Here is an 11693-nt window from a genome sequence, read left to right as displayed (position 1 = left end):
ACAGAGAACGAAAAGGCACCACCCCGGCCCGCGATGCGTGCGACCGGCCGGCGGTCGATGGCACGACGGCTCGACGGCACGACCGGCCGCAGCATGGGGCGGGGGTGACCCCAGTTTCGTTCCCGCGGCCGCCTTCCGGAGCTGCAGCCGATGAGGTCTAGGGGAATCCCAAGCGGACGGCACGGGTGAAGGCCGGCGGCGGAGGCGCATCACTAAGGAGAACCCTAGGGACAGCCGTGGGAGGCTTATCGGCCGTATAGATTCCCTCGCATTTTCCTCTGACGAAGAGGTCTCTTCGCTCATGACGCAATCAAGAGATGCCGAAAATCGCTTGGCCCGGTCCTTTCCCACGGAGCGTCCCTCGGGCTGCCCCTTCGACCCGCCCGCGCCCTTCACCGAAGCGCGCGCGGAATGCCCGGTCACCCCGCTGCGCTATCCCGACGGGCACGTCGGCCGCCTGGTCACCGGTCTGCAGGCCGCGCGGAGCGTGCTGGGCGACACCCGGTTCAGCTCCTTGCCGGCCGGGAAGCGCTCCCCGGTGATGGCGCCGGGCTCCGAGCTGAGCACCGACGCCCTCCCTCCGGGCATGTTCGTCAACATGGACCCGCCGGAGCACACCCGTTACCGCCGTCTGCTGAGCAAGCACTTCACCATCCGGCGGGTGCGGGAACTCCGGCCGCGGATCCAGGAGATGACGGACCGCCTGCTGGACGAGATGGAGAGCGCGGGCGGGCCCGTCGACCTGGTGCAGGCCTTCGCCAAGCCGCTGCCCACCCTGGTGACGTCGGAGCTGCTCGGGCTGCCGGAGGAGGACCGGTCGGAGTTCGGGCGTCATGTCGACGTCCTCTTCAGCCTCTCCAGCAGTGGAGAGGAGATGCAGCAGTCGATGATGGGGCTCGGCGGCATGCTGAACGCCCTCATCGCGGCCGCGCGCAAGGACCCGGGCCCGGACATCCTCGGCAGGCTCACCGTCGAGACCGACCTGACCGACGAGGAACTGCTCGGCATCACGATCGTCCTGCTCATCGCGGGGCTGGAGACCACCACCAACATGCTGGCGCTGGGCACGTACGCCCTGCTGCGCCACCCCGAGCAGCTGGCCGCCCTGCGCGCCGACTGGTCCCTGATGGACGACGCCGTCGAAGAGCTGCTGCGCTACCTCAGCGTGGTGCAGATCGGCCCGATCCGTGTCGCCGCCGAGGATTTCGAGTTCGAGGGGCAGTCGATCCGCAAGGGCGAGGTCGTCACGGTCTCGCTCCCCGCCGCCAACCGTGACCCGCTCGGCTTCGACGACCCCGACAGCCTCGACATCCGTCGGGGCGTGACCCGGCACGTCGCCTTCGGCAGCGGTCCGCACCAGTGCATGGGTCATCACCTGGCCCGCCTCGAACTCGGCATCGGCTACGAATCGCTGCTGCGCCGCTTCCCCCGCCTGGAGCTCGCCGTCCCGGCGGAGGAGGTCGGCACCCGGGAGATGATGGTCACCTACGGCGTCCTCGAACTGCCGGTGCGCTGGTGAGGGGGCGGCCGTGATGAGGATCGAGATCGACGAGGACCTGTGCTGCGGGGCAGGCACCTGTGTGCTCCTCGCCCCCGATGTGTTCGACCAGAGCGACGAGGACGGCACGGTGATCCTTCTCGATGCCGCCCCGGGCGAAGAGCAGCGCGCAGCGGTGGAGGAGGCCGTCGTGCGGTGCCCGACGGCGGTCATCAGAATCGCCTGAAACGGAATACGTTCCTCAACCATCCGTCGGCCCTCTGACTCCTGGGGGCCGGGTGGACCGGACGGCCGGCCGCGTCCGGTCACGGCATTTCGTCGTGACCGGACGCGGCCGGCTTTTTGCCGGGCCCGAATACGGTCCGGCACCCGCCGGGATACGGGCCGTCCGCGAAATACGGAAGGCCATTCGTCACCCGGCGCATACACTGTGTGCCGGAAAGTGAATTGTCGTCCGTAGGCGCGATGTTGATCCGCTGTTGACCGCTCCCGTGCAGCATTGGCCGTGCCGATTCGGGCCGTGATCGTCCTCGGCCCGTGGCCTTGCTCAAGGAGCTTCCGTCGCATGACTGACGATTCCCAGTCCCCCGACCGGCAGAAGGATCCCCCTACAGCCGGTCTCCTGCGCCGCCACCCCGATTTCCGCCGGCTGTGGGCCGGCGAGACCGTGCGGGCGTTCGGCGCCTCCGTCACCGCATTGGTACTGCCGCTCGTCGCCGTGTCCACCCTGCACGCCGGCACCTTCGCCGTCAGTCTCCTCGGCGCGGCGACCTGGGTGCCCTGGCTGGTCATCGGCCTGCCGGTCGGCGCCTGGGTGGACCGGATGCGCCGAAGACCGATCATGCTGGCTTGCGACGCGGTGTGCTGCGTGCTCTTCGCGAGCATTCCCGTCGCCGCCTGGGCCGGGCTGCTGAGCATGGCCCAGCTGATGGCCGTCGCCCTGCTCACCGGCGCCGCTGCGGTCTTCTTCGAGACCGCGTACGTCGCCTATCTCCCCACTCTGCTGGCGCCGGAGGACCGCGCCGAGGGCAACGCCAAGCTCCACGGCAGCGACTCGGCCGCGCGTCTCGTCGGGATCGGCTCGGGCGGCCTCCTCGCCCAGGTCCTGGGCATCGCCAACGGCCTGCTGGCCAACACGGCGACGTTCCTCGTGTCGTTCGTGTGCATCGCGCGGATCAGACGGCGCGAGCCGCCGCCCGAGCGGGCCGAGCGCACCCGCGGCGCACTGGCCCGGGAGATCCGCGAAGGGCTCTCCACCGTCGCCGGAGACCCGTACCTGCGCAGCTTCACCCTGTTCGGCGCCACCGCCAACTTCGTGCTGACCGCCTACCAGTCGATAGCCGTCGTCTTCCTCTTCCGGGAGGTCGGCCTGTCCTCCGGGCTGATCGGGGTGGTGGGCACGATCGGCGGACTCGGCAGCGTCCTGGGCTCGCTCGTGGTGCGCCGGGCCTCCGACCGCTTCGGATCCGCCCGCGCGCTCCTCCTCTTCGAGACGGGTCTACTCTCCTTCGCCCCCCTCATCGCCCTCACCGGGCCGGGAGCCGGTCTCCTTCTGTACGTCGTCGGAAGCGCGGCCGTGGGCACCGGCGTGGTGGCGGGAAACATCATCAAGGCCGGGTTCCTGCAGCATTACTGTCCCTCCGGCGTCCTGGGCCGGGTCTCGGCGAGTTCGGCGTTCCTCAACTACGGGGCCATGCCCGTCGGAGCCCTGGTCGGCGGTGCCCTGGGAACCGCCGCCGGGCTCCGCCCGGCGCTCCTGGTCCTCACCGTCCTGCTGCCGCTGAGCACGCTCATCCTCTTCTTCTCCCCCGTCCGGTCCCGGCGCGAGCTGCCCGAGAAGGCCCTTCAAACCGTCTGACGGTCCACGGACCGCAGAAACCCGCGCGCCCCGCAACGGCAGAGCGCGCCACCCCGCACGCGCCCGCACCGGGCCGGGGACCGCCCCGGGCCCGTGCCCGCGCACAGCCGACAACCGTCGCCCCTCGAGGAAGGCGTTGATCGATGACCACTTCACCCGCCCCCACCGGCACCGCATGGCCGGACTGGGAACTCTCCGAAGGAAAACCCGCGACCACGGTCGTCCCCCGCTTCGGCACCGTCGCCGACGCCTGCACCTGGCTGGCCTCGGTCGCCGCCGACCTGCGGGCCAGGCTCCACGAGCACGGTGCGCTCTACCTCAGGGGCCTGCCCCTGGCCGGCGTCGAGGACTTCGCCAGGGTGCGGGACGTCCTGCTGCCCCGGCGGACGCCCTACCGCGAGAAGGCCACGCCGCGCAGCGACTTCGGCGACGACGTCTACTCCTCCACGGACCTCCCGCCGGCCCAGGCGATCCGCATGCACAACGAGAACAGCTACACCCTGACCTTCCCCGGGCTGCTGATGTTCGCCTGCCTGACCGCACCGGAGGAGGGCGGCGCCACCCCGGTCGCCGACGTCCGCGAGGTGCTGCGCCGCATGCCCGCCGGTCTCGTCGCACGGATGCGCGGCGCCGGCTGGGTGCTGAACCGCCACTATTCGGAGCACATCTCGGCGAGCTGGCAGAGCGCCTTCGCCACCGAGGACCGCGCCGACGTCGAGAAGTACTGCACCGACAACCTCATCGGATGGGAGTGGGGCGACGACGACGGCCTGAGGACCGGCCAGCTGCGCCCCGGCATCGTCCGGCACCCCGCCACGGGCGACGAAGTGTGGTTCAACCACCTCGCGTTCTGGAGCTCGTGGTCGCTGGACGACGAGCTCCGCGAGACCCTCCTGGACGAGTTCGGGGCCTCCGGGCTGCCCTTCGAGACCGGCTTCGGTGACGGCCTGCCGTTCACGCGCCGGGAGCTCGAAGAGATCAACGCCGCCTACGAGGCCGCGACGGTCCGCCGGACCTGGCAGGCGGGCGACCTCATGCTGGTGGACAACATCCTCACCAGCCACGGCCGGGACCCCTTCCGCGGCGACCGGAAGATCGTCGTCGCCATGGGCGAGCCGGTCGAACTGGCCGCCTGCTCGCCGACGGTGGCCCCCGCGGCCCGGACGGAGCGGCCGGCATGACCGTCTCCGCCCGCCTCCCCGGCACCGCGCAGCAGCAGCTCGACCCGATCGCCCGCTTCCACCACGTGGTCGCGACCGCACCGGACCGCGTCGCCGTCGTGGACGAGGACCTGCACCTGACCTTCGCCGAACTCGACCGCCTCACCGCCCGGGCGGCCGCCCGGCTCGCCGCCCTCGGCGTCGGGCGCGGCACCCGCGTCGGCGTCGGCCTTCCCCGGGGCGCGGACCTCCTGGTGGCGCTCCTCGCGGTCTGGCGGGCGGGCGCGGCGTACGTTCCGCTCGACCCTGCCCATCCCCTGGACCGGCTCGTCCGCATGGTGCGGGACGCGGACGTGACCACGGTGGTGGCGGAGCCCGGCAGCGGCGTCGCCTGGCCCGCCGGCGTCCACGTCGCCCCGGTCCACGAGGCGGGCGGCGACGCCCGGGCGGAGGAGGTCACGGCCGCGCCCCTCGACCCGGCCTACGTCATCTTCACGTCCGGCTCGACGGGGGTCCCCAAGGGCGTCCAGGCCACCCGCGGCGGCGTGGCCGCCCTGATCGGCGGCCTGGAAGAGACCGGCATCTACGCCGACCGGCCCCGCGTCGTCGGCTGGAACGCCAGCATCTCCTTCGACGCGTCGGTCCAGCAGTGGGTGCGGGTCTGCCGCGGCGACACCGTCGTCGTCATCGGCGAGGCCCGGCGCACGGACCCCGTGAAGCTGCGGGAGCTGCTCGACGCCCACCGGGTGGACGACCTGGACCTGACCCCCTCGCACTGGGAGCTGCTGCGCGAGACCCTGCTCGCGCCGGCCGCGGAGAAGCGCACGCTCCGCCTGTTCATGGGCGGCGAGCCCGTGCCCGACGCCACCTGGCGGGAGCTGGGCGAGGCGCGTGCCCGCGGCGGCCTCGAAGCGGTCAATCTCTACGGTCCGACGGAGTGCACCGTGGACGCCACGGCCGCCTGGATCGGCGGACCGGGCCCGCACATCGGCCGGCCCCTGCCGGGCTTCACCGCCCGCGTCCTCGACGAGGCCCTCACGCCCGTGCCGGACGGGGTGGCGGGCGAGCTCTACCTGGCGGGCCCGCAGCTGGCCCACGGCTACGTCGGCAGGCCGGGGCTGACGGCGCAGCGCTTCGTCGCCGACCCCTTCGCCGCGGGACAGCGGATGTACCGCACCGGCGACAGGGTGCGCGCGCTCGCCGACGGCACGTTCGCCTACCTCGGCCGCGCGGACCGCCAGATCAAGATCCGCGGTTACCGGGTGGAGCTCGGCGAGATCGAGGCGGCCCTGGCCGGCCACCCCGGCGTCCGGGCCGCCGCCGTCACCGTCCACCACGCCCCCGAGGCCGGCGACCGCCTGGTCGCCTACTACGTACCGGCCCGGGAGGCGGCGTCCGGCGCGGACGGGCTGCGCGAGCACCTGGCCGGCCTCCTGCCGTCCTACATGCTCCCGTCGGCCTGGATCGAACTCGACGCCATGCCGCTCACCGTGAACGGCAAGACCGACACCCGGGCCCTCCCGGACCCCGCCGCGGCCCTGGCCGCCGAGGCCCCGCAGGACGGCGGAGCCGCTCCGGAAGGCGAGCTCGAAACCCTCATCGCCGGAGTCTGGGGCGAGGTCCTCGGGCGCGAACGCATCCGCGCCGACGACGACTTCTTCGCCCTCGGCGGGCACTCGCTCCTCGCCCTGCGGCTCGTCGCCCGGCTGAAGAAGCAACTCGGCGTCGTCATGCCCGTCAAGGAGGTCTACCGGCACCCCCGGCTGCGCCACCTGGCCGAGCACATCTCGGCCCTGAGCGGCTGACGCCCGGACCCCGCGGGCCCGCCACGGCCCCGACTCCCCCGTCCACCCCCCGCACAGCTCACTGCACTGCGCGACAACCGCACCAAGTGTGCCGAAAGGGCCACCCGTGAACGGCAACCAAGACACCAAAGTCATCCGCATCCACAGCCCGCAGGACGCCACCCGGACCCTCGTCTGCCTCGGCTTCTGCGGCGGCGGAACGGCCGCGTACCACCAGTGGAGCAACTCCCTCCCACCGCGTACCGCACTGGCCGCCGTCTGCTACCCGGGCCGCGAAGGCCGCTTCCTGGAGGACTGCGCCACCCACTGGGACGAACTCGCCGAGGACGCCACCGCCACCGTCCTGTCCGCCGCCGCCGACCGGCCGTACGTGCTCTTCGGCCACAGCATGGGCGGCTGGATGGCCTTCGAAGCGGCCACGAGGATCGAGCGCGGCGGAGGGCGGGCGCCCGAGACACTGGTCGTCTCCTCCTGCAACGCCCCCGACCGCGGCCTCACCCCCCGGGACATGTTCCCGGCGCAGCATCAGACCGACGCCGAGCTGATGACGTGGATGAAGACCCACGGGCTGATGCCGGAGCACGTCGTGGGCAACCCCGACCTGGAGGAGATGGCCGTGGAGCTGATGCGCGCGGACATCAAGGTCCGCGACACGTTCCACTACACGCCCGGCGCCAAGGTCCGGGCCTCCCTCCAGGTGCTCTCCGGCGCCGACGACAGCGTCATCGAGAGCGACGCCGGCGACCAGTGGCGCGGTGTGGCCCTGGGCGGCTTCCGCCACGACGTCCTGCCCGGCGGCCACTTCTACACCCCCGCGACGTGGAGCCGGCTGCCCGACCGCATCCCGGCCCTCAGCGCGCCCGCGGGGGTGGCGGCATGACCGCGGGCAGCGCCCTCGACATCGTCGTCAGCGGCACCGAATCCGACTCCCACACCTGGAACCTGGTCTATCTCCAGCTGCTCCTGGAGGACTGGGGCCACCGCGTGGAGAACGCCGGCCCCTGCATCGGGGGCGCGGACCTGGTGTCGCGGTACGCCTACCGGGCCCCCGACCTCCTCGTGCTGAGCAGCGTCAACGGCCACGGCGAGAGCGACGGGCTGCGGGCCGTCGGCGCCCTGCGCGCGGCCCCGGAACTCGCCGGAACGCCCATCGTCATCGGCGGCAAACTGGGCACGCGCGGCGTCACCGCGGGCGACGTCCACGGCGGCGCCGGTGAGGTCACGCGGCGGCTCCTGAGCGCCGGATTCTCCGCCGTCTTCCTCGACCCCGTCGACCTCGGCGCGTTCCGGGACTTCGTCGACTCGGTCGCCCACGACCGTGACCGCGGCGGCCGCGGCGTCCCGGCGGCGAGCCGCGGCGTCCTGGCGACGAGCCCGGCACCGTGACCGCCCCGGGGGTGGCTCCGCGCAGCCTGTTCGGCGACTTCGTCGCCCGGTCCCGGGCGGCCGGAAGGCTGGTGGTCCAGCCGCGGATGGGCTTCGGCGACCCCCGGGCCATGCGCGCGGGCCTGACCGCGGTCCGCCGCGCCGACGCCACCGCCATCGGCACCATCACCCTGGACAGCTACACCCGCGTCGGCGACCTCGCCGCCGCCCGCCAGGCCCTGGCCGAGGGCGCCGACCTCAACGGCTACCCGATCGTCGTGCACGGCCGGGAGACCAACGAGGGGGTCGTCGACGGCCTGCTGGGCCGCGACTTCCCCATCCAGGTCCGGCACGGTTCGGCCCGCCCGCAGGACATCATCGCCTCGTCGCTGCGGGCCGGCCTCGACGCCACCGAGGGCGGCCCAGTCTCCTACTGCCTGCCCTACGGGCGCGTCTCGCTGCGCGACTCGGTGCGCAACTGGGAGGAGTCCTGCCGGATCATGGCCGCCTCCCGCCGGTACGGGTGCGAGCCCCACGTGGAGACCTTCGGCGGGTGCATGCTCGGCCAGCTGTGCCCGCCGGGCCTGCTGGTGGCCATCAGCCTCCTGGAAGGCCTGTTCTTCCGGTGGCACGGGGTCCGCAGCATCTCGCTCAGCTACGCGCAGCAGACCAGCGCCGACCAGGACTGCGGGGCGGTACGGGCCCTGCGCCGCCTCGCCGGGCTGTTCATGCCGGACGTCGAGTGGCACGTCGTCATCTACACCTACATGGGCGTCTACCCGCGCACGGCGTCCGGCGCGCGGCTGCTGCTGGAGCAGTCCGTGGACATCGCCGTGCGGACCGGCGCGGAGCGGCTCATCGTGAAGACCGCCGCCGAGGCGCACCGCATCGCCTCGGTCGCCGACAACATCGAGGCGCTGGAGGCCGCGGCGGCCGCGGACCTGCGGGCCCGCGCGGCGGGGCTCGCGCCCGCCGGGGACGGGGAGACGGATCCCGCGGGAGACCCCGACACCGCGGAGGTGTTCGAAGAAGCCCTGAGCATCGTGACCACCGTCCTCGACCTCAACGAGGACCCGGGGGCCGCCCTCCTGGAGGCGTTCGCGCGCGGCCTGCTGGACGTGCCGTACTGCCTCCACGCCGACAACACCGGGCGCACCAGGAGCTACATCGCCCCCGACGGGAGGCTGCGCTGGTCCGACACCGGCGCGCTCCCCGTCCGGATCACCGGACGCACCGCGGCGTCCACCCGTATGACGGCCGCGGACCTTCTCGGCGCGCTGTCCTGCGTCCAGCGCTCGTTCGACCACGCGGCAGACGACCACGCCACGGCCCGCCTGCCGCGGCCGGGCCGTCGCGTCCACCTCATTCTGTGAAACCAGGGGAAGAGAAGCATGACTGACACCACCGCCGTGCCGCCCGCCGCACTGCCCGCCCACCTCCGGAACCCCGTGACCCAGGCCATGGTGCGCGTGCAGAACCGCATCGTCCGGGCGGCCCGCGACCACCTCACCGAGCAGGGCTTCACCGAGCTGATGCCCCCGATCATCGGCCCGGTCACCGACCCGGGCGGCCGCGGCTCCAAGCAGATCGACATCGACTTCTACGGCCACCGCTACAAGCTGATGACCAGCGCCATCCTCTACAAGCAGGCGTCGCTGCTGGCCTTCGACAAAATCTTCTGCGTGGCCCCGAACGTCCGCCTGGAGCCGCTGGAGACCGCCAACACCAGCCGCCACCTGGTCGAGTTCCACCAGCTCGACGTGGAGATCGCCGGCGCCTCCCGGCACGAGGCCATGGGCGTCGCCCAGGACGTCGTCGTCCGGGCCGTCGCCGAGGTCGCCGGGGAGATGTCGGACGAGCTCGGCCTGCTCGGCCGGGACCCCCGGGCGTTCGCCGCCCTCCTGAAGAACGACGCCCCCTTCGACCGCACGACCCACGCGGACGCCGTCGCCCACCTGGCGCGCCTCGGGCACGACCAGGACCCCGGCGCCGAGATCGACTGGGAGGGCGAGGCCCTGCTCTCCGCCCAGGCCGACCGGCCGTTCTTCATCACCGACTACCCGAAGGGGTCCCGGGGCTTCTACGACCGCGAGGACACCGACCGGCCCGGGGTGCTCTGCAACTACGACCTCATCGCCCCCGAGGGCTACGGCGAGCTGATGAGCGGCAGCGAGCGCGAGCACGACTACGCGCGGATCATCGCCCGCATGCGCGAGACGGGGGAGAACCCGGCCAAGTACGCCTGGTACCTCGACATGGTCCGGGACGGCATCCCGGCCAGCGCGGGCTTCGGCATCGGCCTGGAGCGCCTGACCCGCTACGTCGCCGGACTCGACGCCGTGTGGCAGGCCACCCCCTTCCCCAAGACCCCCGGGGTGGTGTCGGCGTGACGCACAGCCTGACGGCCGCCGGCTTCGCGGAGGACGACGTCCGCACCCGCGCCCGGGACGGCGCCGCCGCGGTCTTCCCCCCGCACGAGGGCTACGGCCGGCAGCTCTTCGGCGCGGACGCCGCCGCGGACGGCGGGCGCGGCGCGGACCCCTTGGACGCGCTGCGCCTGGTGCCCCCGGTCTTCGTCCCCCGGCGGCTGGAGAAGATGATCGAGCTGGCCCGGGAGCCCTACTACAGCGACGTCGACCTGTCGACCGGCTTGGGCGGCTTCCGGTCCACCGCACCGCTCTACGTCTCCGCGTTCGGCTCCACCCAGGTCGCCGCCTCCGGGCTGGGCGCCGCCGTCAGCCGCCAGGCCGGCCGCCTGGGCATCCCCATGGTGGTCGGCGAGAACATCGTCCCCACGTCCGGCCACCACGGCTCCGGCGCGGAGAACGGCGCGCTGGCCCGGCTGGGCGCGTACGAGAGCGAGCTGCCGGACGGAGTCGGCGGAGTCGCGTTCCAGCAGAGCACCGAGGACGCGGACGCCGAGGTGTGGAACCTGATCTACAGCGCGCCCGCGGCCCAGCGGCTCCTGGAATCCGGACGGCTCGCCTTCGAGCTCAAAGTGGGGCAGGGCGCGAAGCCCGGCCTGGGCGGCATGACCGTCGTCGACACGGCTTCCGCCGCCCGGCTCGCCGAGCACTACGCGACCGACGACCTCTACGGCGACGGCCGGCACGTGCTGCGCTCCAGCAGCCCCGGGACCTTCACCGAGGAGATCCTGCGGCAGCAGATCCGCTTCATGCGCAACAACTACCCGCGGGCCCGGGTGTGGGTGAAGCTCCCGCCCGGCCGGGACGTGCGCCACGCGGCGGCCACCGCCTGGGAGGCCGGCGCCGACGCGGTCACCGTCGACGGGGCGGAGGGCGGGAGCGGCTGGGCACCCCTGTCCTTCCTCGGCCACGTGGGCCTCCCGCTGGGCGAGTGCCTCCGACGGATGCGCGCCTGGGACCAGCAGCACTGCCTGCTGGTGTCCGGCCGGATGTGGGAAGGCACCCGGGTGGCCAAGTGCCTCGCGCTCGGCGCCCGTGCCGCCGGCCTCGGGCGAGCGGCGCTCCTGGCCGTCGACGAGAACCCCGATGACGGCCTCGGCCGGCTCGTGTCGAGCCTGCTCCTCGAACTGCGGCTGATCATCAGTGCGCTGGGCAAGTACGCGCCCGCCGACCTCGGGCCCGAGGACGTGTGGGACGGCCGCGGCCCCTTCTCCGCCTCGCCCTCGCCGTCGCTTTCACCCTCCCCCGCGCACTCCACAACCCGTGACCCGTAAACCCGTAAGCCGTAACCCGCAATCCGTAATCCGCAATCCGCAATCCGTGAAAGGACGTTCCGTCATGACCAACCCCTTCGAAGACTCCGAGGCCGCCTACGTCGTCCTGGTCAACGGCGAGAACCAGCACTCCCTGTGGCCGGCGCGGATCGCCGTGCCCGACGGCTGGACCGTCGCCCACCCCGAGGACACCCGGGAAGCCTGCCTCGCCTTCGTCGACCGGAACTGGACGGACCTGATGCCGAGGTCCGCCACGACCGGCTGACCGGGCAGGCGCGCCCGCCTCCCACCACTCACGGCTCACGGC

Annotated in this window: 11 protein-coding genes; all 11 read left to right on the top strand. The window is 72.8% G+C overall.

From position 1 onward, the window contains the following. The first annotated feature begins 331 nt into the window (after positions 1 to 331). The 11 genes from NQU55_RS15545 to NQU55_RS15495 all read left to right on the top strand — a co-directional run bounded on the left by NQU55_RS15545 (position 332) and on the right by NQU55_RS15495 (position 11651). The gene (locus NQU55_RS15545; protein ID WP_256790729.1) at positions 332 to 1519 is read left to right on the top strand and encodes a cytochrome P450; all 1188 of its coding nucleotides are present in this window, start codon (positions 332 to 334) and stop codon (positions 1517 to 1519) included. A gap of 13 nt (positions 1520 to 1532) precedes the next feature. Further along, positions 1533 to 1724, top strand: a complete 192-nt coding sequence (locus tag NQU55_RS15540; protein ID WP_168097162.1) for a ferredoxin — start codon at positions 1533 to 1535, stop codon at positions 1722 to 1724. Between the two features lie 339 nt (positions 1725 to 2063). After that, positions 2064 to 3356 carry an MFS transporter gene (locus tag NQU55_RS15535; RefSeq protein ID WP_256790728.1) on the top strand — a complete coding sequence of 431 codons (1293 nt, stop codon included), beginning with the start codon at positions 2064 to 2066 and terminating at the stop codon, positions 3354 to 3356. A gap of 143 nt (positions 3357 to 3499) precedes the next feature. Continuing rightward, complete coding sequence (locus tag NQU55_RS15530) at positions 3500 to 4537, top strand: TauD/TfdA family dioxygenase (RefSeq protein ID WP_168095516.1); 1038 nt, start codon at positions 3500 to 3502, stop codon at positions 4535 to 4537. Then, positions 4534 to 6321 carry a non-ribosomal peptide synthetase gene (locus NQU55_RS15525; protein ID WP_168095517.1) on the top strand — a complete coding sequence of 596 codons (1788 nt, stop codon included), beginning with the start codon at positions 4534 to 4536 and terminating at the stop codon, positions 6319 to 6321. Before NQU55_RS15530 ends, NQU55_RS15525 begins: the two co-directional genes overlap by 4 nt. A 106-nt stretch (positions 6322 to 6427) precedes the next feature. Next, positions 6428 to 7201 (top strand): thioesterase II family protein, encoded by a 774-nt coding sequence (locus NQU55_RS15520; protein ID WP_168095518.1) that lies wholly within the window; start codon positions 6428 to 6430, stop codon positions 7199 to 7201. Beyond that, entirely contained in the window at positions 7198 to 7707 is a 510-nt protein-coding gene (locus NQU55_RS15515) for a response regulator (protein WP_206329929.1), read from the top strand. The genes NQU55_RS15520 and NQU55_RS15515 overlap by 4 nt, the downstream gene beginning before the upstream one ends. An 11-nt stretch (positions 7708 to 7718) precedes the next feature. Continuing rightward, positions 7719 to 9059 (top strand): methylaspartate mutase, encoded by a 1341-nt coding sequence (locus NQU55_RS15510; protein WP_256790727.1) that lies wholly within the window; start codon positions 7719 to 7721, stop codon positions 9057 to 9059. Positions 9060 to 9077: 18 nt separating this feature from the next. Continuing rightward, positions 9078 to 10076, top strand: a complete 999-nt coding sequence (locus tag NQU55_RS15505; protein WP_240976958.1) for an asparagine synthetase A — start codon at positions 9078 to 9080, stop codon at positions 10074 to 10076. Further along, positions 10073 to 11386 carry a glutamate synthase-related protein gene (locus NQU55_RS15500; protein WP_256790726.1) on the top strand — a complete coding sequence of 438 codons (1314 nt, stop codon included), beginning with the start codon at positions 10073 to 10075 and terminating at the stop codon, positions 11384 to 11386. The genes NQU55_RS15505 and NQU55_RS15500 overlap by 4 nt, the downstream gene beginning before the upstream one ends. 64 nt (positions 11387 to 11450) lie before the next feature. Continuing rightward, complete coding sequence (locus NQU55_RS15495; protein ID WP_168096164.1) at positions 11451 to 11651, top strand: MbtH family protein; 201 nt, start codon at positions 11451 to 11453, stop codon at positions 11649 to 11651. The last annotated feature ends 42 nt before the right edge of the window (positions 11652 to 11693 follow it).

Origin of the sequence: Streptomyces telluris, assembly GCF_024519335.1 — a bacterium.
Lineage (GTDB): Bacteria > Actinomycetota > Actinomycetes > Streptomycetales > Streptomycetaceae > Streptomyces > Streptomyces telluris.
The sequence above is the reverse complement of the archived record's forward strand: the minus strand, read 5'-3'. Positions and strand labels throughout refer to the sequence as shown.